Consider the following 21,262-nt stretch of genomic DNA (forward strand, 5'->3'; position numbering starts at 1 on the left):
GCATGCGCTACAACACGCGCAGACGGCACTACTGGTGCAACCTTCTAGCCCCTGATGCCTTCGAAGCGCTCACATCAGCTACACTGACCCAAGCAGCATAGCTAACCCCCGACGTGTCTACTTTCCGGGGGTCAGGCCCTGCCGCTGGTCAGCACACGCACATGCAAAGAGCATCCCTGAATACGGCAACAAAGCAACGAAAATGGTGACTTTCACCCCCGGTGTGCTTGAAGGGTCGTACAGGCGCATTTTCGTACCTGCCCAATCCACCTGCATCGTATGCCCTGGTGCATGGGTGATCCGGGCGGTCAGCCCGGCCGCGTCGACATGGGAGGCAACCAGTTGGCGGAACCGGTCGTAGCTGTAGTGACGCTGGCCCGGCTGGGCCAGCGTTGTGGTGTAGCGAGCCCACAATACTTACAATGTTAGCTTCACACGTCTTGTGCGTGCTTTGACGACCGCGTCAAAGTCAATCGGGACGAACGTGCCTTGCCCGCTACTGCGCTTATCTACGAAAATCGCGTCCAACTCGTTATTGATGGGCATGTGAAATATGACGGAATCACCTACGGCAAACCGGTGGATGAGGTCATCCGGGCGGAGCGGCAGCGTGAAAAGCACATCCAGAATCTAGGCTTTGTTGTCTTGCCGTATTCCCCGAGCGAATTGCTTTATGAAAGACCACGAGTGGTCAGTGAGGTGCGGGCAGCGCTCAAGGCTGTGAGGTCGCACCGTAGCGCATAGTGGTGGGGTGGAAAGCGAGCCTCATCAAGCACCGCCGAGTTTAGATGGTCCTTCTACTTTGGTTTCTTAGCGCTGATAAGGGACCATCTCCACACCAAAAACCTCATACAAATGGCGCCGTTGCTGAGTAAAGGGACCAGAGTAAGGGGACCATTTGCGATGAGGGTGGCGCAGGCTAGTTGTTGAGCGGCTTGCGGGTCGCGGCCATGTGCTTGGCGCGCTCCACGTTTGCTGGTAGCAGGACCAGCGGTACGTCGTACTCCACCTCGCGCTCGCAGAACTCGGTGAAGCTCAGTGAGCCGGATCCGGTGTACATCTCGGCGAGCTTGGCCACGATGACGTGGTCGTTCTCGGTGGTGCCCTCGATGGGCCAGTCGCGGTCCAAAGCAGGGGAGCCGGAGTACATCTCAATCTGCTCATCTGCGGGTGGGGTGTAGGAGTCGGCGAGGTTGCCGGCCTCCTCCACAGCGCGGGCGAGGACGTGGTCGTAGGACATGAGCACGACATCATCCGAGGAGAGGAAAGCGGCCTTTTGGGCTTCGAAAGCCGAGGAGAAGTTGCGGGCGGAGGCGATGAAATCAAAGGCCTTCTGGTGGTAGTCTTCAACGCCGGCCGCCTTGAGGCGCTCCAGCGAGGAGATGGTGCCGGTCCAGCCGGGGTAGAGGCCCACGGTGCGCTCCGGGAAGCCGAGGCGAGTATCGGCGTGGGCCACGATGCGGTCGCAGGCCAGAGCGGTTTCGAAGCCGCCGCCCAGAGCGACGCCACGCACAGCGGCCACGACCGGAACCGGGGCGAACTTAAGGGCGCGTAGGGTGGTCGAGCCGTCCGAAAGGAGGGACTCGACGAGCGAGGCATCGCCGGACTCACCAGCGGAAGCGATGGAAGCGAGGTCTGCGCCCGCGCAAAAAACCGGCTTGTCATTACCAATAACCAGCGCGACGAGGTTCTCCGAGGACACGGCGCCCAGAGCGGCACGGATGACTTCGAGGGCGGGCGTTGGCAGGGAGTTCATCGGGGTGTGTAGGTCGATGATGCCGATGCGGCCAGCTGGGGTGGAGACCGCGTGGACAGCGCCCGCCTCCTGAGACACGATGGTCTCCGCATCCAGAGAAGCCAGGGTGACAACACCCTCGCGCGGCGCGAGTTCCTGACGTTCTCCCTGAGAAGAGAGCACCGAGCCCTTGCCGTAAAAACCGCCCGCCGAAGCCGCGGCGGAGACCAAGGCCGGGACGTTGGAGCCGTAGGCGGAGGCGACCCAGTCGATGCCGATGGCGTCGGCAAGCGCGAAGATGCCCTTCTTCCAGCCGAAACCAAGAGTAAGGCCCTCGTCGATGAGGCCCACGTGGTCCGCAATGTCAGGTGCGACCTCGCAGCAGTACGCCAGCGTGTCGAGAAAGACGGCGCGGGCAAAACGGCCGCCGGGGGAATCGGTCTCCATGACCTCGCGCGGATCTTTGAGGCCCACGACAGGATCGGTGGGCTGAGTGCGGGGTACGTATTCGTAGGAGGCGTTGATGACCTCGTCACGGCCGCGATAGAAGCCACCGTCACCGGTGCGGCCGGTCAGACCGCGGGAAACGAGGCCCTCGATGAAGGAGTCATCGCCGAGGGGGACGTCGAGAAGCGGATCGCCCGCCGGCAGGGCCGTCTCCAAAGACGTCCAAATGGGCTTGACCAGCTGGAGGCCAATGTAATCGAGCAGCCCGAAAATTCCGGTGCGGGGGATGCCGAAGGCGCGGCCGAAGGCAGCGTCGGCGAGCTCGTAGCTCACGTCGAACTCGCGGGCGCGGGCCACGCCGGCGGCCATCCAGTAGCAGCCCACGCGGTTGGCAATGAAGCCCGGGGTATCGCGGCATTCGAGCGCAATCTTGCCCAGGGTTTGCTCGATGGTTGTGCGCAGCGCGGTCTCCGTGGCTCCGGACGCGATGAGCTCCACCAGGCGCATGACCTTCGGCGGGTTAAAGAAGTGCGTGATGGCGAACTTATCGCGGCGGGTCTCCGGTACGCCCTCAAGCAGGGAGGCCAGCGGCAGGGTTGAGGTATTGGAGCTCAACAGAGCATCCGCTGACAAATGAGGTTCGATGGCCTCGTAGAGCGAGTGCTTGGCGCCGAGGTCCTCGAAGATGGCCTCGATGACCCACTCGCGGTCCTCCAGCAGGGCGTAGTCATCGCTGGCGCGCACGCGCTCGGCAAATTCCGGCAGGTGGAAACCCTTACGTTTAAGTTGGATATCGACGCCCTTCTGGGCACCCTCCGCATCCTGGTCCAGCAGCACGACGTCCATGCCCGCGGACGCGCAGAGCGCGGCAATACCGGAACCCATAGAACCCGCGCCGATGACGGCTACCTTGGTGATGCTCATTTACTTCGCTCCATTCTCAATAATCATGGCGATTCCCTGACCGCCGCCGATGCACATGGTGACCAGGCCATAGCGCTTGCTCTGGCGGCGCAGCGCATAAGCCAGCTTGGTCAGCAGGATGACGCCCGTCGCACCAACCGGGTGGCCGTGCGCGACAGCCCCGCCGTAGATATTCGTCTTCGCCGGGTCGAAGCCCAGCTGGTCCTGCACGGCGATGGCCTGGGCGGCGAAGGCCTCGTTGGACTCGATGAGGTCGATATCCTTCAGCTTCAGCCCGGCCTTTTCCAAAGCTTTCGGCACTGCGGCGACCGGGCCGATTCCCATGCGCGTCGGGTCCACGCCCGCGATGGACCAGGACACAATCTTCGCCAGCGGGTCCAAGCCGCGCTTGGTCACTTCTTCCGAGGTGGCGAGCACAGCGGCCGCCGCGCCGTCGTTGATGCCGGAGGCGTTGCCGGCGGTGACGGTTCCATCTTTAACGAAGACCGGCTTGAGCTTCGCCAGCTTCTCGACGCTCGTCTCCCGCACTCCCTCATCAAAGTCCAGCTCGCCGACCGGGACGATTTCCTCTGAGTGGACGCCTTCCGCGCGGGCCTTCACGGCGCGCTCCTGGGACTCGGCGGCGAACTCGTCCTGGCGCTCGCGGGAGATGGCGTTATCCGCGGCGACGTTTTCCGCGGTCACGCCCATGTGGCCGGTGCCGAAGGGGCAGGAGAGCGCGCCGGTAAGCCAGTCGTAGAGTTTGCCGTCACCCATGCGCTTGCCAAAGCGCGCGCCTTCGACGGAGTAGGGCGCGTTGCTCATGGATTCCGCCCCGACGGCGAGGGCCAGGGAGCCGTCGCCAGACTGCAGGAGCTGGGCCGCACTGATGACGGCCTGGACGCCGGAGCCGCAGAGGCGGTTGACGCCCATGGCGGTGGAAGAGTCCAGCATGCCTACGTTCCGGGCAATCGCGCGGGAGAGGTAGAGGTCCTTCGGCACAACGGGCATGACGTTGGAGGCCACGGCGGTATCGAGATCTGCACCAGTAAGCCCCGAACGATCAATAGCTGCTTCGGCGGCAAGCGAACCGAGATCAGTGAGGGAAAGGCGGGCCAGGCTACCTCCAAATTTGCCAATAGGCAGGCGCGCAGCTCCTGCGATGTAGATGTCCTGGGGCATGAGTTCCTCCGTAAATTAAACGAATCACGATTAGTTAACTCAGTATCCTAGGTCACCTTTTGGTGCTGTGCAACGGAATAGTGGTGTGGTTGTGATGATTTACCTGAAGCGGCGCATTTGTCCGTGAAAAGTGCTTGAAAGCCTCGAGAACGGTCCACTTGAGGGAGTAAGTGGACCGTTTGCTCAGGACTATCCGTGAGTCTGCGGCAGCGGTAGCAGCTGCAGGGCAGGTCGCTAGCTAGGTGCTAACAGGGTGGGGCTGAGGCGCTAGGAAATAGAAATACGCAAGGAAGCCGTGAGCTCCTCGTTGGGGGAGAGCGCTACGATGCCAAAACCGGAGTTGAAAGCGTCAGGAGGGCAGGTCATCGGCTCGATAGCCACGCCGGTGCGGTAGTGGTCACTGTCGGGGAGATCGGAAGTGAAGACCTGGACCCATGGTGCACTCTCGGTGTTCCAGCGCATATGTACTGAGCCTCCCGGGCCGCGAAGTTCTACATGGGCTTCTGAGTCGGAGGAGTTGAGGTCTCCGAAACAGTGGTCAATGCGCATTCCAGCGAGTGGGGTGTCGTTGCGTAGATCAAAGCCCAATTCGGCGGCGGGGCGCCAGGCCACGGGGAGATTACGCTCGTCAGCCTCGAGGACCGAGTCTGCGGGGACGCGCAGGATCCAGGAATCGGCGGTGGAGGCGTTATCTACCGTAGGTCCAGCGGGGGCGAGAGATCCGGCAGCGGAATCTGGAGCGGGCGGGCGAAGGTACGGGTGGAAACCTAAGCCCACAGGTGCATCGCCTTGGCCTTCGTTTCTGGCGGTTAAAGTCCACGTCAAGCCGTCAGGGGATAAGGAATAAGAGGTGAATACGCGTAGCAGGTGTGGGTATCCGGGCTGCGGGTGAATAAGGGTCTCCAGTGTGACCGAATCTTCCGTGTGCTGCACTGGTGCCCACTCTACCCAGCACACCAAGCCATGAATGGCAGTGTTAAAAGCGGGTTCAGTAATGGGGGTTTGCTGGGTTACGCCGTTAAACTCGTACGAACCATTAGCTAGGCGGTTGGGCCATGGGGCCAATGGTGAGCCGTGGTAGGCGGGGCGCGGGGAATCGGTGGGGTAGGAGTCGACAAGCGCGATGTTGTTGTGGCGCAATGTGCGCAACGCGCCGCCGACGCCGGAAATGGTTGCGGTGTAGCCAGAGGCGGTAATGGGATAGTCAGGGCCGGTAGCGTGCATATCAAATCCAGGGGGTGGGGTCATCGAATACAGGGGAAAGGGCGTCAAGGCTGGCGCCGACGAGGGTAGCGTTTTCGCGTAAATGCAGGGGGTGGAGGTTGATTGTGCGGTGTTCTATATCGAGAGCATGGCTAGAAATGGTGGAGCGGACAGTGGGTTCAATGCGATCAAAGAGGTCGGCAAAGTAGCCCGCGAACACTACGGTGGGTAGGTCCAAGGCGGTGATCATATTGGCTAGGGCAATGCCCAGCCAGGCTCCTACGGAGTCGGCCATGTCATCGGGGATGTGATTGGGTAGCTCGTTGATAGGTATCGATGCGTCAAGCTGCGCGGTATCGCGCATAGCCCAAGCTGAGGTGTATGCCTCCAAGCATCCTTGCTTCCCGCAGCGGCAGGTGGGGCCGTTGGGGCTGACTATGGTGTGGCCAATTTCGCCTGCCCATCCGTTAGTGCCTGGCAGGATGGCGCCGTCAATGACGATACTGCCGCCGATACCAGTCTCACCGTAGATGAGCAGGAAGGACTCTTCGCGTCGATGGAGGAGTTCGGTGTGGGTGATGATACGGGCGTCGTTGACTAGGCGAATGCCGGGGAGGGAGGGGTTATTTAGGGCGGATTCGATAAGGTCCGCTAGATTAACGTCTTCCCAATTGAGATTAGGTGCGGAGACAAGGTGGCGGGCGGCGACATCGGGGCGGCCTGGGACGGAGACTGTGATGCCGGCGATGCGGCATTCTGCGGGGAGGGCTGCAAGGGCGGGGGCTAGGAGTGCGGCGCAGCGGGCGGCGGCGTCTTCGGGTGTGGTGGTGGGGGAGGGATCGGTGGATTCGTAGAGTGTGGTGCCGGAGAGGCCGCGGATGCGCAATGAAATATGGTCGGCGCTGATGGAAAGCCCTACGCCGGCGAGGGTGGACGGCGCAATGGAGATGGGGGTGATCGGGCGTCCGGATCGGCCCTGGCGGGGGGGTATCCCTTCGTTAACGAGGCCACCAACGAGTAGTTCATCTACCAGCTTGGACACTGTGGGCTTGGTGAGTCCAGTTTTTGCGGCAATGCCTGCGCGGGAAAGGGGTTTCTCGGCGAATGAGAGAAGGCGCAGGATAGCCGCGATGTTGTGTGTGCGTAGGTCTGTTGGCTGCATGGTGTTTCCTCCTGCCTATCACCGTAATGCCAGAGGGGGTAGGCCTTGACAATCCTAGGTTAGTAAACAAAGCTTACTAAATGTATGTTCCGCAACATTGAAAGGTTTGGTTATGACCCGAATCACTCCCACTCGTGACGACAAATTCTCTTTCGGTCTTTGGACCACCGGTTGGCAGGCCCGAGACCAGTTTGGTGAGGCATCCCGCCCTGCTCTCGAGACCGTTGAGCACATCCACCGCCTAGCGGATTTGGGTGCTTGGGCATTTACGTTCCATGACAATGACGTAGTGCCGTTCGACGCCACCGACGCTGAGCGTGACAAGATTATCGGTCAAATCAAGAAGGCCGTCGATGAGACCGGCATGACCATTGAGATGATTACCACCGATACCTTTGCGCATCCCGTGTTCAAAGATGGTGCCTTTACCTCGAATGACCGCTCTGTACGCCGCTTCGGCCTGCGTAAAGTGCTCAAGAATGTTGACTTAGCTGCCGAACTGGGCGCCTCAACCTTTGTCATGTGGGGCGGCCGAGAAGGCTCCGAGTATGACTCCTCCAAGGATCTGCTTGCCGCTCACCAGCGCTATGCCGAGGGTATCGACACCGTTGCCGGTTACATTAAAGACAAGGGCTACGACCTACGTATCGGCCTCGAGCCAAAGCCAAACGAGCCGCGCGGCGACATCTTCTTGCCTACCGTGGGCCATGCCCTAGCGTTCATTGAACAGCTGGAGAACAAGGACATCATCGGCATTAACCCGGAGACCGGCCACGAACAGATGGCTACCCTTAACTACAACCATGGCCTAGCTCAGGCATTGTGGGCCGAGAAACTGTTCCACATCGACCTCAATGGTCAGAATGGTCCAATGTACGACCAGGACCTAGTCTTTGGCCACGGCAACCTCATCCAGGCCTTCTTCACTGTAGATCTCCTGGAAAACGGATTTCCGTCCCGTCCGGGGACTTATGAGGGTGCACGTCACTTTGACTACAAGCCGTCTCGCACTGAGTACACCGAGGGGCAGTACGACGCCGCCTACGCCAACATGGAGATGTACCTCATGCTCAAGGAGCGTGCGACCGCCTTCCGTGCCGATGCTGAGGTGCAGGAAGCTCTGAAATACTCCGGCATCGAAGAATTGGCACAGCCCACCTTGGCGGAAGGCGAGACTGTTCAGGACCTACTGAATGATCGCTCTGCTTTCGAGGACTTCGACGCTGACAAGGTTGCTGAGCGTAACTATGGCTTCGTCCGCCTGCACCAGCTGGCCATGCGTCACCTGATGGGCTTCGGCGAGTAAGGAACACTAATGGCACTGGTCCTGGGAATCGATTCATCTACGCAGTCCACCAAGGCGCTGCTTGTCGACGCCGACTCTGGCGACATCGTCGACGAGCGCCGCGCCCCACACCCTGAGGGAAGCGAGGTGAATCCCAAGGTCTGGCTTGAGGCTGTCGACGCTGCGGCCGGCCCTCTCCTGGAGCGCGCCGATGCCGTCGCAGTCGGTGGCCAACAGCACGGCATGGTTGCTCTTGACCAGGACGACCAGCCTGTTCGCGACGCTCTGCTGTGGAACGATACCCGGAGTGCGTCCGCTGCCGAACAGCTCATCGAGGAACTTGGCGGCCCCGAGGCTGCGGTCAAAGCCACTGGCTCTGTCCACGGTGTCTCCATTACCTCTACTAAGCTGCGCTGGATGCGCAACTACGAGCACGACAATGCCCAGCGCACGCACCGGGTGGTGCTCCCGCATGACTATGTCAGCCACCACTTGGCCCCTTCTTCCGAGTGGTTTACCGATCGTGGCGATGCCTCCGGCACCGGATATTTCGATCCGCAGGTCAATAACTGGTCCACTGACCTTAAAATCCAAGCTTTGGGTCATGATTTTGACACTCCAGTTATCGCACCGCGCCCCAACGCGGTTATGGGGCAGACTCCATCCGGAGCCATTATGGCGCCGGGAACTGGGGACAACATGGCTGCGGCTTTGGGGCTGGGGCTGACGGGCTCTGATGTCTCTGTGTCCATCGGAACATCCGGGGTGGCTGCTATGACCACCTCCACAGTTCCACAAGACATTAGTGGCTCTATCAATGGCTTTGCGGATGCTACGGGTCAGTGGTTACCGCTGGCGTGCACGCTTAATGGATCTCGAATTCTAGATTTTGGGTGTTCCATCCTTGGAGTGGACCACGAAGGTCTTTCCGAATTGGCCCTGGCGTCTGAACCCGGGGCCCGCGGCGCAGTGTTCATTCCTTACCTCGATGGTGAGCGCACCCCGAACCGTCCATATGATACAGGGCGCCTGCTCAACCTGACCCGTAGCGTTCGCCGTGAAGACATCGCCCGTGCGTTTGTGGAAGGCTTGCTGTGCTCGCTTGCTGATGCGGTTTCTTTCCTCGAGAACGTCTCTGGCGATACAGCCGGACGTCTATTGTTCATTGGCGGCGGTGTGAAGTCCCGTGCTGTGCGAGAGCTCGCTCCGACGGTTTTTGGCAAAGAAATCGAGGTTCCAGAGCCGGCAGAGTACGTAGCCTTGGGCGCTGCCCGCCAGGCTGCGTGGGTGTTGTCCGGGGCTGACGAGCCCCCTCAGTGGGACTCCCGCGGATCACGGACCTTTGAAGGCACTCATGCTCCTGAGGTTTTGGAGGCGTATCGCGCAGCCCGAGGATAGCCTTTTTGAAGCCCGCCAGTCCCTCTGTATGCGGGGTCTGGCGGGTTTTGTCGTGCCTGTGTAGCAGGCGCATGGAACAGCCAGGCCTTCTGTGAAAACAGACCGTCGGCCTTTCGCACTTTTCGCTGTCTCCTCTCTCCGCTGTTCGTCGATCCACATCGCCCCGCCAGTTCCACTTCCTCTTGTCACCCGTCAAGGCCTTGTCTCGCGTCGCCCCGCGCCTTACAAATGTTTCTAGCTGGTGGATTCTGGTCTGCTTATTCGGCGTCCTTTCTCCTGGGCTGTGCCGTCTGCTTGTAAGCAGATCTTTGTACGGAAGGGGGCGGAAGTAGTCGCTTTTAAAGCATAAAAGCCCGCCGCCGTGAAGCGCCGGGCTAGGGGGTGGGGAGGTGGATCTACATTTCCATTTCCTCGAGAGTCTTACCGTTGGTCTCCTGCAGCATCTTCCACACGAAAATGAAGGAGAGAGCGGAGAAGAAGGCGTACAAGCCATATGCAAAGGCCAAGCTAGCTTCAGCCAGTACGGGGAAGGTGGTAGAGACGATGAAGTTGGCAATCCACTGCACCGCTACAGCTACGCCCATAGCAATGGCGCGGATGCGGTTGGGGAATATCTCGCCCAGCAGAACCCAGACCACTGGGCCCCAGCTGATGTCGAAGCCAATGGCGAAGAGGTTGCCGCCTGCCAACGCCACGGTGCCCCAAATGCCTGGAAGGCTGACCTCGCCGGCAACGGAGATGGCTTGGCTGAAGGATACAGTCATCATGACGAGCGATACGGTCATCACGGCCGAACCGGTTAGCAGCATGCGTTTGCGGCCCACCTTGTCCACCAGTAGCAAAGCGATGATCGTGAAGATGACGTTAATGATGGATGTAATAACTGAGATGAGTAGCGAGTCAGATTCTTCGAAGCCGACTGAGCTCCACAGGGTGGTGGAGTAGTAGAAGATGACGTTAATTCCGCAGAACTGCTGGAAGATAGACAGCAGAATGCCGACCCAAATCAAAGGGCGGAAGTAGAAGCGACCGCCAAGAAGGTCGCTGAAGCTTTGGCGCTTTTCGTTGGCAACGGTAGACCGAATATCGGCGATGGCGGAGTCGACATCGGTAGGAGCGACTCCCACGTATTGTTGCAGGATTCGGCCAGCTTCGGAGAGATTGCCCTTAATGACTAGGTAGCGTGGGGACTCTGGAAGGCGGAAGGCCAAAATGCCGTAAATGACTGAAGCGACGATTTCCGAGAGGAACATCCAACGCCATGCCTTCATACCGCCGAAACTAGCCGCTGCACCTCCAGCGCTCCACGCAATGCAAGCGCCGGTAAGCAAGGCAGCGAACATACCAACCATGATGGCTACCTGTTGTAGGGTTCCTAGACTGCCGCGATGCTGGGCGGGAGAGACTTCAGCGATGTAAGCCGGAGCGATGACGGAGGCTAAGCCGATGCCGATACCGCCTACGAATCGCCAGATAATGAAGTCCGCAATGCCGAGAGCAAATGCCGATCCGATCGCGGAAATAGATAGCAATATTGCGGCAACGACCATCGTGCGAACGCGACCATATTTGTCTGTGAGTGGACCAGCGATCCAAGCGCCGAGAGCTGCGCCGAGCAGAGCACATGACACTGAGAATCCAGTGAGGCCGCTGCTCATGTGGAATTCGGCGGTGACAGCGTCAACGGCTGAGTTGATGATGGCAGAGTCAAAACCAAAGAGCACTCCACCGAGTGCGGCGGTAGCGACGATGCCGATGAGGTTCTTGGAAATCTTTCCGTCGTTGCGGTGGGAGAGATGCCCTGCCTGCGAGGCGGTGGGGGTGGACATGAAAGCCTCCTATTTAATCCATCTGCAGTTAGTAAACATTACTTACTAAACTAGTGTTAACTAGACCATACACTTGGCGGCGTCTGCCGTGAATCACATGCGCAAAGTTGTATAACTCGTCTACCCCCGCATGGGTGATGGATATCGGCGCTTTTGGCGATGGCATTGTGCGGTCGCTGGAATGCTCGAGTGTTTAATCTGAATAGCTAAAGCTACGGCTCTCGATGGCGCCCTCTTGGGATTTGTCTTGCCCCGCTTGGGATTGCTTCTTTGGTGGCCGCCCTTGTGTGGGGGCCGGAGATTACCCACGTGTCTACCCCCATTCAAGTGGGAAAGTGCAGTTCATGCGCTTTCGCTGTTGGGGTCCATGGGGCAGAATTCGAACTTCATTTACAGATTGTTGAACAACCTCTATGCTTTACCCAACGTGAAAATGCGATCTCCGTCACGAAAGGTTCTTGACAGTGAGCTCTGAATCAATCCCGCAGTCTGACCGCGAGGCCACGCCTGCCTCTCACAGCAACAGCACTAGCTCCGAAACCCAAGCCGCGCCCAAAGGCATCGGCGCCATGGCAGGCGCCATGTTCCTCATGGCCACCTCCGCCATTGGCCCGGGCTTCTTGACCCAAACCTCCGTCTTCACCGTGCAGATGGGAGCGGCCTTCGCCTTCGCTATTGCGCTGTCGATCATCGTCGACATCGCCATTCAGCTGAACGTGTGGCGCGTCCTCGCTATCTCCGGCATGCGTGCCAACGAGCTGGGCAACACCGTTCTGCCCGGCCTCGGATGGTTCCTTGCCATCCTGGTCTTCATCGGCGGCATGGTCTTTAATATCGGCAATATCGCCGGCTCCGGCTTGGGCCTGAACGCCATGCTCGGCATCGATGCCCGCATCGGCGGCCTCATCGCTTCCGCCATCGCCATCTTCATCTTCCTGTCCAAGCGCGCAGGCGTAGCGCTCGACCGCATCGTCGCTGCACTGGGCGCCATCATGATTCTGCTCATGCTCTACGTGGCGATTGTCTCTCAGCCGCCGGTGGGCGAGGCCCTGAAGAACACCGTCATGCCGGAGAGCGTCGATTTCTTCGTCATCACCACCCTCATCGGCGGTACGGTGGGCGGCTACATCACCTTCGCCGGTGCGCACCGTCTCATCGACTCCGGCCTCTCGGGCCCGGAGAACGTCAACGCGATTACCAAGACCTCCGTTCTCGGCATCATCGTCACCGGCATCATGCGCGTGCTGCTCTTCCTCGCGGTCCTCGGCGTTGTGTCTACTGGTGTTGCGCTCTCTGAAGACAACACCGCTGCCGATGCTTTCCGCCACGCCGCCGGCGAGTTCGGCCTCCGCGCCTTCGGCGTCGTCCTCTTCGCCGCAGGTCTGTCCTCCGTTATCGGTGCCTCCTACACCTCCATCACCTTCGTGACCACTCAGAAGGTCAGCCCGCGCACCCGCAACTTCCTGACCGTCGGGTTCATCGTGGTCTGCGCCATCCTCTACGGCATTCTCAACTCCGCGCCGCAGAAGCTCCTCATCTTCGCGGGCGCCTTCAACGGCATCATCCTGCCTATCGCCTTCGCCATGATCATGTGGGTCGCGTTCAAGCGCCACGACCTCACCCACGGTGTCAAGCAGCCGATGTGGCTCCTCATCGCTGGCGTGCTAGCGCTCGTGCTGGAAATCTTCATCGGCATCAAATCCATCTCCGGAATCGTTAACCTATGGGCATGATGCAGACTCCGTCAGAGGTGCGCGCCTTTGCTCGCACGCACGACATGATCACCACTGCCGGCCACGCCCGCGGCTTCATGCAGGCCAACCTCATCGCGCTGCCGAGCAAGTACGCTTTCGACTTCCTCCTCTTCGCTCAGCGCAATCCCAAGCCGTGCCCCATCGTCGGCGTGCTGGAGGCGGGGCAGTACACCTCTGAGCTCATCCCGGGCGGCGACATCCGCACCGATATCCCCGCCTACAACATCTATGAGGACGGCCAACTCACGCATACGCTTGACGACGCTTCCCCGTTCTACTCCGACGACATCGTCTCCTTCCTCATCGGTTGTTCCTTCACCTTTGAGAATGCGCTCGTGGAAAACGGCATTTCCATCGCTCACATTGACCAGGGGCGCAACGTGCCGATGTATCGCACGACGATTCCCTGCGCTCCCGCCGGCGTCTTTTCGGGGCCCATGGTGGTCTCCATGCGCCCGATTCCTGCGAGCCAGGTTTCCGATGCCGTCCGCATCACCTCCCGCTACCCAGGCGTCCATGGCGCCCCGGTTCACGTGGGCGACCCCGCCGCCATCGGCATCGAGGACCTATCGCATCCCGATTTCGGCGAAGCTGTCGACATTCCCGAGGGCACCATCCCGGTCTTTTGGGCGTGCGGCGTGACCCCGCAGGCCATCGTGATGAACTCGCGTCCCAGCCTGGCCATTACGCATGCCCCGGGCAAGATGCTCGTCACCGATATCCCAGACCGCGATTTCCTCATCCCTTAGTTACTGCCCTTAGTTACTGCCGCAGCGGCTGGAGTGCTTTCCGGTCTCGTCATTCTGCTCCACGCCGCGGCACTACCTTCCGTGACTAGACGCCTCACACTAATCGCGGCGCACCGCCGAGTACGCTGCCGCGTGGCTCGTCACCAGATGGCATCTCACAAAAGGCATCCCGCAGATGGCATCCGCCAAAAGGTGTCTTTGGGGCTAAAAACGCCATGTGTGCAACCCAAAAGGCGTTTTTAGGCGTGAAAACGCCTTTTGACTGACGCCTTTTAGAAGATGCCATTTGCGAACTGCCCCCATGGCCGCTCATTAGCTGTTTGCGCAAGCGAAAACGGTCCCGCGGGCGAAAAAGGCCCGTAAACGCAGGGTAGGCCCGCGGGCGAAGCTGGATCCGCGGGCGAAGAAGTACCTGCAAACGCTGGCGGTCCTGTGTCGCGGAGGCGCAGTTAAAGGACCCGGAGAATCGATTCCATCGCGCGCATCAAGTCCGCACGGCAGGCATCGGCGGCGGCTTCACGTTCGCCTTGCGCGATGAGGTGGGCCAAGTCGATGTTGGCTTGGACGTGATTATCGTGAATCTGCGGGTAGCGCTCCAGCGTCAACAAGAAGGTCAAGCGCATCCGCGCCAGCAGGTGCGACATGGAGCGGTCCAGCGTCGGCGAGCCCAAGCCAGCGACCAACTGCCGGTGGAAGCGCTGGTTGATGAGGGGGCGGGGTGCGTCGGAAAGCACGGCGGATTCGGTCAGCCGCACCAGCTCGCCTGGGTCTTCGAAGGTGGCATAGCGCGCCGCGGCCGGCTCGATGGCAGCGCGCGCAAAGTACAGATCGCGCACGAAATCGGCATCCGGGGTGGCAATGAACACGCCCCTGTGCGGGATGCGCTCCACGATGCGCTCGGAAGCGAGCATGGCGAAAGACTCCCGCAAGGTGTTGCGGGAGCATTCGAAGCGCTCGGCGGCGCGGACCTCGCTGAGCTGATGTCCGGGCATGTACTCGCCCTCGGAGATGGCGGCGCGAAGCGCGGAGGCGACGGAATCTGCAAGCATGCGACTTACAGTAGCCCGCCGCTTAAGAAATCGTGGCGATCACCGCGCCCGGTTCCAGCCTGGATCCTTCTTTCGCCACGCGGCTCAGCTTTCCGGCGGACGGGGCCTTGACCGCGGATTCCATCTTCATGGCCTCAATCGTGGCGATGGCCTGGCCTTCCACGACGGCCTCGCCGTCCGCCACGTTCCACGCCACGAGGTTGGCCTCGTAGGGGCAGGTCACTTCGTTACCGTTGGCGCTGGCACCGGAGGCCGCGCTTGCCGACGCCCCCTTCACCGGCCCCTGCGACAACATATCGGTGGGGAAGCCCACGCTGACCAGCTTGCCGTCGATCTCCAGCGCCACGCGGGTGCGCTGCGCATAGATGGCCTCGACGGGGACCGTTGTGCTCGTGGCCTCCGCGGAAGGGCGGTAGTTGTGGTCGAGCCAGTCGGTGTAAATGCCGGCCGCGGCATCGGCGTCGCCATGGTCCACGAGGACCTGGGAGGAGACCATATCGCGGTGGAAGGGCAGCACGGTGCGCACACCTTCGATGTCGAATTCCTTCAACGCCTGCTGCGCGCGCTTCAGCGCGATCTCCCGGGTCGGGCCCCAGACCAGGAGCTTGGCCACGAGCGAGTCATAGTAGGGCGGGACGATGGAACCGGAGCGCACGCCCGAATCCACGCGGATGCCAGGACCCGTCGGCGGCTCGAAGCGCACGATGGTGCCGGGGCACGGCGCGAAGCCGTTGAGGATGTCCTCGGCGTTAATGCGGAATTCGAAGGCGTGGCCATCGGACACAGGGTCCGATGCGTCTGAAGCTTGCGCTTCAGACGAGGAAGAGGAATCAGACGGGGAATCTGACGCGGGAGCGTCAGATAGGAAAGACAACGGTTCGCCGGAGGCGATGTGGAACTGCTCCGCAATGATGTCCACGCCCGTGACCATCTCGGTCACCGGGTGCTCCACCTGCACGCGGGTATTGACCTCGAGGAAGGAAATCGTGCCATCCTCGGAGACGATGTACTCGACGGTGCCTGCACCGGTGTAGCCGACCTTCGCGCAGATGGCGCGGGCGCCTTCGTGGATGCCGGTGCGCTGCTCGTCGCTAAGCGCGGGTGCCGGGGCCTCCTCGATGAGCTTCTGGAAGCGGCGCTGCGTGGAGCAATCGCGGGTGCCCAGCACGGCGACGTTGCCGTGCGTATCGGCCAGAATCTGCGCCTCCACGTGGCGCGGGTGGGTCAGGAACTTCTCCACGTAACATTCCGCACGCCCGAAAGCCTCCTTGGCCTCGCGGCCGGCGGAGTTGAAGGCGGCCTCGATGTCCTCGAGGTTTTCCACCACCTTGAGGCCGCGTCCGCCGCCGCCATAAGCCGCCTTGATGGCGATGGGCAGGCCGTGCTCCTCAGCGAAGGCTCGGGCCTCCTGCCAGTCATCGATGGGATCGGAAGTACCCGGTGCCAGTGGGGCGCCGACCTCCTCGGCCACGCGGCGCGCAGCAATCTTGTCACCGAGCAGCTCGATGGACTCCGGCGACGGGCCAATCCACGTCAGGCCGGCCTCAGCCACGGTGCGGGCAAAGTCGGCGTTCTCCGAAAGGAAGCCATAACCGGGGTGGATGGCGTCAGCGCCGGCGCGCACGGCGATATCGAGGAGCGCCGGGATGTTCATGTAGGTATCCGCCGCGGAGTTGCCGGGAAGCGCATAAGCTTCGTCAGCCACCTGGGTGTGCAGGGCGCCAGCATCGGCTTCGGAGTAAATGGCGATGGAGCGGATGCCCAGGTCACGCGCGGTGCGGGCGATACGGACGGCGATCTCGCCGCGGTTAGCAATAAGGACTGCAGAGATCATGGGTGGGTGTTCCTTTACTAGTGGTTAAGCGAGTTCAAAGCGGACCGTCGCCCCCGGTGGGAGCTGTGCGGCAATATCAATATCTTCTTCAAGGACAGTGGCGATGACCGGGTAGCCACCGGTCACGGCGTGATCGCGGAGGAAAATCACGGGCTCACCACTCGGCGGGACCTGGACCGAACCGGCAACCATGCCCTCCGAGGGCAGCTCGCCCTCGCGGGCGCGGCTCAACGCTGCGGAACCCTCCGGGCCGACCAGGCGAACGCCCACGCGGTTGGATTGCGCGGTAACAGTCCACTCGGTGGCCAGGAAGGCCTCCAGGCTCTCGGGAGTAAACCAGTCATCGCGCGGGCCGAGCACGCAGCGCAGCACGCCCTCGGTCTGGCCATTCGCGCCTTCACGAACGCGCATCGGGTTACTTAGCTGGGCATCGGTCATTGCGGTGGAGCGGGGGAGGACGCCGATGACGTCGCCCAGCCGCACTGGCGCAGGGCCCAGCCCAGAGAGCACATCGGTGGAGGCCGAGCCCAGCTCCGCATCCGCCACGATGCCGCCGCGGATAGCGATGTAGTTGCGCAGACCCACCGTCGCGGGATCCACGGTCACCGTTGAGCCAGCGGTGACGAGCACCGGGCGCGCGAGGTGCACCGGCATATCGTCCAGCAGGACGCGGGATTGGGCGCCGGTGACGCACACGACGGCGTCGGTCAGCGCGCGCAGGCGAATGCCGCCGATATTCTCTAGCACGGTGGCGCCGCGCGGATTGCCCACCGCGACGTTGGCCGTGGCCGCCGCCGCCAGGTCGGCCGCACCCGAGGGCGTGACCCCCAAGTTGCCGCGGCCCGGGCGACCCTGATCCTGGAAGAGGGTGAGCAGGCCCGCATCGAGGACCTCCAAGCGCGGCAGGCGTGCCGGTGTGCGGCGGCCGAAAGGCGTGGTGGACACCACCTCTGGCAGTGAGCTCACCGCACGGTAGCGTACGCGGTCACCGGGCTGAACCAGCGCTGGCGGGTGGGCATCGGATTCCCACATCGGGGTCGAGGTGGTGCCCAGCAGCTGCCAGCCGCCGGGGGAGACGCGCGGGTAGACAGCGGAGAAACCGCCAGCAATACCCACGGCACCCGCCGGCACCGCGGTGCGCGGGGTGGCGCGGCGCTCGATGTTGAAGTTCTGCGCCGGGTCCGCCGGGGTGCAATAGGTAAAGCCTGGCGCGAATCCGCCGAAGGCGGCGAGCCACTCGGTAGACGTGTGCCAGTCAATGAGGCCTTCGCGCGACATCCCCATCAACTCGGCGGCCTCGTCGAGGTCTTCGCCGTCATAGAGAACGTCGATTTCCACAAAGCGCGGATCCTCGCCCGCCTGCGCGGTGGGGTGGAAGTCCTGCAGTTTCTCGGCGGAAGCTGCGGCGGAGTTCGGCGTGGCAAAGGTCAACAGCAGGGTGGTGGCAGCAGCAATCGCGTCGACTTGGTCCTTGAGCGGATTAGCGTCGAGGGCCGCGTGCCACGCCATGACCTGCGACAAGTCCTCCAGCTCTACGAGCAGCGCGCGCGTTCCTACGGGGTGAATATGCATCAGATAGCGCTCCGAATCTCAATCCCGCGCGCCTGCAGCTCCTTGACTACACCGCGCAGCAGCTTCACCGCGCCGGGCGAGTCACCGTGCGTGCACACCGACTGAGCATCCACGTTGAGCACGGAGCCGTCGATGGCGGTGATGGATCCGGTTTCGGCGACTTCGAGCACGCGCTTGACGACGTCCCCCTCATCACCCATCACCGCATTCGCTTCTCGCCGGGAGACGAGTGTGCCATCGGGGTTGTAGTTGCGGTCAGCGAAGGCCTCACGGATGACGGTGAGTCCTTTCTTCTCGGCGATGTCAACGGCGATGCCGCCGGGTAGCAGCATGACGGGCAGATCACCGAAGGCCTTGATGCCGTCGATAACGGCGTGGGCCTGGGCCTCGTGGTGGACGATGGTGTTGTACATCGCGCCGTGCGGCTTGACGTAGGCAACGCGGGTTCCGTTGGCCTGGGCCAGGGCTTGGAGGGCGCCGATTTGGTAAGTGACTTCGTCGGCAAGCTCGGCAGGATCGTAATCGATGAAGCGGCGGCCGAATGCTGCTGGGTCGTTGTAGCCCACGTGCGCGCCGACGGTGACGCCTGCTTCTGCGGCCGCCTTGAGGGTGCCCGCGATGGAGTGCGGGTCGCCGGCGTGGAAGCCAGTGGCGACGTTGGCGGAGGAGACGAGCTGGAGCATCGCGGCGTCATCGGCCACGGGGTTGCCGGCGGTGGTTTCGCCGAGGTCAGCGTTGAGGTCTATGTGCAGCGTGCTCATGACAGGAGGACACCTCTTCTATAGTTCTCGAATTGTTGAACAATCTATGGGTGCCTAGTGTAGTCCGCATCACGTCAGTTTGTGAAGTGTGTCCCGCAACTGCGTTGTGGGGGTAAGTGAAAGCGCCCCCGTGCCACGGGTGCTGTGGCGCGGAGGCGCTGGTATTAGGTGCCTGTGCAACAGGCGTTAAAGACTTAGAGCTTCAGGGCGTTCTTGACGAACGGGAAGGCAGCTGCGATGACGGCGAGAACGCCGGCAACGATAGCAGCGATGCCGAGCGGGGTCGGCTTGTTGTCCTCGGAGGAGAGCTCATCCTTAACGGAGCTCTTCTTGTCCTTGTCCTTGTCTTCGGACGGGTTCTTGTCCTTATCCTTATCCTGCTCGTTCTTGTCCTTGTCTTTGTCCTTATCCTTGTCCTGCTCGTTCTTGTCCTTGTCCTTGTCTTCGTCCTTGACAGGTGCAGGATCCTGGCGCTCGCCGTCGACGATATCGTAGTCGACCTTGCCCGGGCCGCCCTGGGAAGCGCCCCAATCGCCGAGGTCGATCGATTCGGAGTCGCACACTGCTGCGCCTTCCTTGGCCATTTGGAAGACATCGAAGCGGCTCAACGTGAGCTCTGCATTGTCGGTGGCCTGCCAGGCGAACTCGCTCACCTTCTTGAAGGTGTGGTCCTTGCCGTCAATTTTGACGGTGAACTCAGCCTTCGGGGTACCGCAGTTGGTAGTGGTGGCAGCTTCCTCGGCAGAAGCGACGGTGGTGCCAGCGAATACGAGAGAGCCAGTCAGGGTTGCGGCGAGCAGGCCGCGGGAGAAGTGATTCATGTTGTCTCCAGTAGAGATGAAATAGAAGTGAAAAATAGTGAATCGGAAAGGTTTTAGAACCAATCAGATAACCGGTATCGGCTGAGGTAAGAGTGTAGTTTGCTCGTGCGGCGGATGTCGCAGTGTTGAATATAAATTTGACTATTTTTAATCTGACCCTTAGCTAACGGGTGTTTTCCGGACATCGAAAACACCCCCAATCACTTGAACGAAGTGATTGGGGGTGACTAGTCAACGCCGAAGAAATGGCGTTTTAGTGCTTCAGGTTAGAACGGAAGCTTGATACCCAGTGCGCGTGCAGCATTCGGGACGATTGCAGCCAGAGCGCCAAGGACGCCAATGACGATTGCTGCGATACCCAAGTCGGTCGGCTTGCCGTCCTTGGAGGACAGTGCGTCCTTGATGCCGTCAAAGGAGCTCTTGTCCTTGTTTTTATCCTTGTCGCCCTCGGACTCGTCATCGTCGCCGTTTTCGGAGTCTTCGTCGTCGCCGTTGTCAGCGTCGTCGCCGCCGTCGCCCTCAGACTCGTCGTCGTTGTCAGCGTCATCGTCGCCGCCCTCGGACTCGTCGTCGTTGTCGGCGTCATCGTCGCCGCCGGTGTTGCCGTCGGACTCGTCGTCGCCACCGTTTTCAGCGTCGTCATCGCCGCCCTCAGACTCGTCGCCGTCGCCGTTTTCGGAATCTTCATCGTCGCCGCCGGTGTTGTCGTCGGACTCGTCGTCGCCGTTGTCAGCGTCATCGTCGCCGCCGGTGTTGCCGTCGGTCTCGTCGTCGATATCGATAGGTTCGGAATTGCAGACATCTGCGCCTTCCCATGCCAGCTCGAAGATCTCGGCGCGGTTTAGCTCAACCTCTTCATCGTCGATGGCCTGCCACAGGAATTCGCTGACTTTCTTGAAAGTGTGCTCCTTGCCATCAACGGTAGCCGTGAACTCGGCCTTCGGGGAGCCGCAGGGGTTGGAGGTTTCTTCGGCGCTGGCGGTGGTGGCCCCAGCGAATGCGAGTGAACTGGTCAGGGTTGCGGCAAGCAGGCCGCGAGAGAAGTTAGACATAAGTACTCCGAGAATAGGTAGAAGGTGAAAGGGTGATGGAAAGTGGAATGAATCATTCCGTTAACCGGTATCGGTTGGGTTCGGAGTGTAACCCAGATCCCACGCGTGCGGCTGATGTAAGACGAAAAACCTTCGATTTTCGGGAGTACTCCCCATGAACACACAAAGGCACCCCCAATCCACGCGATGGTGGTGGGGGTGCCTGTGCGCTTAACGACGTCCCTTAGGACGTTCAAGCTTCAGTGATTAGAACGGAAGCTTGATGTTCAGAGCCTTAGCAGCGGCCGGAACGGCAGCAGCGATTGCGCCAAGGACGCCGAGGACGATGGCAGCGATGCCCAGATCGGTCGGCTTGCCTTCCTCGGAAGACAGCTTGGCCTTAATGTCGTCGAAGGAGCTCTTCTCCTTGTTGGTATCGCCCTTGCCTGGCTCCTTGTTGGTATCACCCTTGCCTGGCTGCTTGTCATTGCCCGGTTGCTTCTCGCCCTCGGTCTTACCAGCGTCGTCGCCGGCCCCGCCCTCGGTC

At 61.1% G+C, this 21,262-nt stretch carries 17 protein-coding genes; 4 read left to right on the forward strand and 13 right to left on the reverse strand.

The features are described 5' to 3' along the window. Positions 1–117: 117 nt before the first annotated feature. The 5 genes from HMPREF2565_RS13775 to HMPREF2565_RS10220 all read right to left on the reverse strand — a co-directional run bounded on the left by HMPREF2565_RS13775 (position 118) and on the right by HMPREF2565_RS10220 (position 6,632). A complete protein-coding gene (locus HMPREF2565_RS13775) occupies positions 118–414 on the reverse strand; it encodes a hypothetical protein (RefSeq protein WP_239107286.1) in 297 nt (98 codons plus the stop codon). 505 nt (positions 415–919) lie between these two features. Further along, positions 920–3,106 carry a 3-hydroxyacyl-CoA dehydrogenase/enoyl-CoA hydratase family protein gene (locus tag HMPREF2565_RS14375; RefSeq protein WP_071407282.1) on the reverse strand — a complete coding sequence of 729 codons (2,187 nt, stop codon included), beginning with the start codon at positions 3,104–3,106 and terminating at the stop codon, positions 920–922. Next, positions 3,107–4,267, reverse strand: coding sequence for an acetyl-CoA C-acyltransferase (locus HMPREF2565_RS10210; protein WP_071407283.1), 1,161 nt, complete (start codon positions 4,265–4,267; stop codon positions 3,107–3,109). Positions 4,268–4,534: 267 nt separating this feature from the next. Continuing rightward, complete coding sequence (locus tag HMPREF2565_RS10215) at positions 4,535–5,515, reverse strand: aldose 1-epimerase family protein (protein ID WP_084738732.1); 981 nt, start codon at positions 5,513–5,515, stop codon at positions 4,535–4,537. After that, positions 5,493–6,632, reverse strand: a complete 1,140-nt coding sequence (locus HMPREF2565_RS10220) for an ROK family transcriptional regulator (RefSeq protein WP_071407285.1) — start codon at positions 6,630–6,632, stop codon at positions 5,493–5,495. The genes HMPREF2565_RS10215 and HMPREF2565_RS10220 overlap by 23 nt, the downstream gene beginning before the upstream one ends. A 112-nt stretch (positions 6,633–6,744) precedes the next feature. Between HMPREF2565_RS10220 and xylA the strand changes: the two genes are divergently transcribed. Continuing rightward, complete coding sequence (xylA, locus tag HMPREF2565_RS10225) at positions 6,745–7,938, forward strand: xylose isomerase (RefSeq protein ID WP_071407286.1); 1,194 nt, start codon at positions 6,745–6,747, stop codon at positions 7,936–7,938. Positions 7,939–7,947: 9 nt separating this feature from the next. Continuing rightward, entirely contained in the window at positions 7,948–9,315 is a 1,368-nt protein-coding gene (gene xylB, locus HMPREF2565_RS10230; protein ID WP_071407287.1) for a xylulokinase, read from the forward strand. Positions 9,316–9,710: 395 nt separating this feature from the next. On the opposite strand, the gene HMPREF2565_RS10235 is transcribed toward xylB, so the two are convergent. Next, positions 9,711–11,144 (reverse strand): sugar porter family MFS transporter, encoded by a 1,434-nt coding sequence (locus tag HMPREF2565_RS10235; RefSeq protein WP_071407288.1) that lies wholly within the window; start codon positions 11,142–11,144, stop codon positions 9,711–9,713. Between the two features lie 569 nt (positions 11,145–11,713). On the opposite strand from HMPREF2565_RS10235, the gene HMPREF2565_RS10240 reads away from it, so the two are divergent. Further along, a complete protein-coding gene (locus HMPREF2565_RS10240; protein ID WP_141745908.1) occupies positions 11,714–12,877 on the forward strand; it encodes an NRAMP family divalent metal transporter in 1,164 nt (387 codons plus the stop codon). Continuing rightward, positions 12,868–13,647, forward strand: a complete 780-nt coding sequence (locus HMPREF2565_RS10245; RefSeq protein WP_246819144.1) for a putative hydro-lyase — start codon at positions 12,868–12,870, stop codon at positions 13,645–13,647. The genes HMPREF2565_RS10240 and HMPREF2565_RS10245 overlap by 10 nt, the downstream gene beginning before the upstream one ends. A 449-nt stretch (positions 13,648–14,096) precedes the next feature. Here HMPREF2565_RS10245 and HMPREF2565_RS10250 read toward each other — a convergent pair whose 3' ends face one another. The 7 genes from HMPREF2565_RS10250 to HMPREF2565_RS14320 all read right to left on the reverse strand — a co-directional run. Continuing rightward, the gene (locus tag HMPREF2565_RS10250) at positions 14,097–14,696 is read right to left on the reverse strand and encodes a GntR family transcriptional regulator (RefSeq protein WP_046649182.1); all 600 of its coding nucleotides are present in this window, start codon (positions 14,694–14,696) and stop codon (positions 14,097–14,099) included. Between the two features lie 22 nt (positions 14,697–14,718). After that, a complete protein-coding gene (locus HMPREF2565_RS10255) occupies positions 14,719–16,530 on the reverse strand; it encodes an acetyl/propionyl/methylcrotonyl-CoA carboxylase subunit alpha (RefSeq protein ID WP_071407291.1) in 1,812 nt (603 codons plus the stop codon). A gap of 24 nt (positions 16,531–16,554) precedes the next feature. After that, entirely contained in the window at positions 16,555–18,102 is a 1,548-nt protein-coding gene (locus HMPREF2565_RS10260) for a 5-oxoprolinase subunit B/C family protein (RefSeq protein ID WP_070509515.1), read from the reverse strand. Next, a complete protein-coding gene (locus tag HMPREF2565_RS10265; protein WP_071407292.1) occupies positions 18,102–18,863 on the reverse strand; it encodes a 5-oxoprolinase subunit PxpA in 762 nt (253 codons plus the stop codon). The genes HMPREF2565_RS10260 and HMPREF2565_RS10265 overlap by 1 nt, the downstream gene beginning before the upstream one ends. A 194-nt stretch (positions 18,864–19,057) precedes the next feature. After that, positions 19,058–19,684, reverse strand: a complete 627-nt coding sequence (locus HMPREF2565_RS14090; protein WP_071407293.1) for a hypothetical protein — start codon at positions 19,682–19,684, stop codon at positions 19,058–19,060. Between the two features lie 266 nt (positions 19,685–19,950). Then, a complete protein-coding gene (locus HMPREF2565_RS10275) occupies positions 19,951–20,736 on the reverse strand; it encodes a hypothetical protein (RefSeq protein ID WP_071407294.1) in 786 nt (261 codons plus the stop codon). 246 nt (positions 20,737–20,982) lie between these two features. Then, positions 20,983–21,262: hypothetical protein (locus HMPREF2565_RS14320; protein ID WP_246819145.1), on the reverse strand; the 280-nt coding region annotated here is incomplete at its 5' end.

It is taken from the genome of Corynebacterium sp. HMSC072A04, from assembly GCF_001809235.1.
GTDB lineage: Bacteria > Actinomycetota > Actinomycetes > Mycobacteriales > Mycobacteriaceae > Corynebacterium > Corynebacterium hiratae.

What these genes read in the sequence shown, in the direction of transcription:
- HMPREF2565_RS14375 (WP_071407282.1), bottom strand. Translation starts at nt 3,106, where the DNA reads ATGAGCATCACCAAGGTAGCCGTCATCGGCGCGGGTTCTATGGGTTCC.
- HMPREF2565_RS10210 (WP_071407283.1), bottom strand. Translation starts at nt 4,267, where the DNA reads ATGCCCCAGGACATCTACATCGCAGGAGCTGCGCGCCTGCCTATTGGC.
- HMPREF2565_RS10215 (WP_084738732.1), bottom strand. Translation starts at nt 5,515, where the DNA reads ATGACCCCACCCCCTGGATTTGATATGCACGCTACCGGCCCTGACTAT.
- HMPREF2565_RS10220 (WP_071407285.1), bottom strand. Translation starts at nt 6,632, where the DNA reads ATGCAGCCAACAGACCTACGCACACACAACATCGCGGCTATCCTGCGC.
- xylA (WP_071407286.1), top strand. Translation starts at nt 6,745, where the DNA reads ATGACCCGAATCACTCCCACTCGTGACGACAAATTCTCTTTCGGTCTT.
- xylB (WP_071407287.1), top strand. Translation starts at nt 7,948, where the DNA reads ATGGCACTGGTCCTGGGAATCGATTCATCTACGCAGTCCACCAAGGCG.
- HMPREF2565_RS10235 (WP_071407288.1), bottom strand. Translation starts at nt 11,144, where the DNA reads ATGTCCACCCCCACCGCCTCGCAGGCAGGGCATCTCTCCCACCGCAAC.
- HMPREF2565_RS10240 (WP_141745908.1), top strand. Translation starts at nt 11,714, where the DNA reads ATGGCAGGCGCCATGTTCCTCATGGCCACCTCCGCCATTGGCCCGGGC.
- HMPREF2565_RS10245 (WP_246819144.1), top strand. Translation starts at nt 12,868, where the DNA reads ATGGGCATGATGCAGACTCCGTCAGAGGTGCGCGCCTTTGCTCGCACG.
- HMPREF2565_RS10250 (WP_046649182.1), bottom strand. Translation starts at nt 14,696, where the DNA reads ATGCTTGCAGATTCCGTCGCCTCCGCGCTTCGCGCCGCCATCTCCGAG.
- HMPREF2565_RS10255 (WP_071407291.1), bottom strand. Translation starts at nt 16,530, where the DNA reads ATGATCTCTGCAGTCCTTATTGCTAACCGCGGCGAGATCGCCGTCCGT.
- HMPREF2565_RS10260 (WP_070509515.1), bottom strand. Translation starts at nt 18,102, where the DNA reads ATGCATATTCACCCCGTAGGAACGCGCGCGCTGCTCGTAGAGCTGGAG.
- HMPREF2565_RS10265 (WP_071407292.1), bottom strand. Translation starts at nt 18,863, where the DNA reads ATGAGCACGCTGCACATAGACCTCAACGCTGACCTCGGCGAAACCACC.
- HMPREF2565_RS14090 (WP_071407293.1), bottom strand. Translation starts at nt 19,684, where the DNA reads ATGAATCACTTCTCCCGCGGCCTGCTCGCCGCAACCCTGACTGGCTCT.
- HMPREF2565_RS10275 (WP_071407294.1), bottom strand. Translation starts at nt 20,736, where the DNA reads ATGTCTAACTTCTCTCGCGGCCTGCTTGCCGCAACCCTGACCAGTTCA.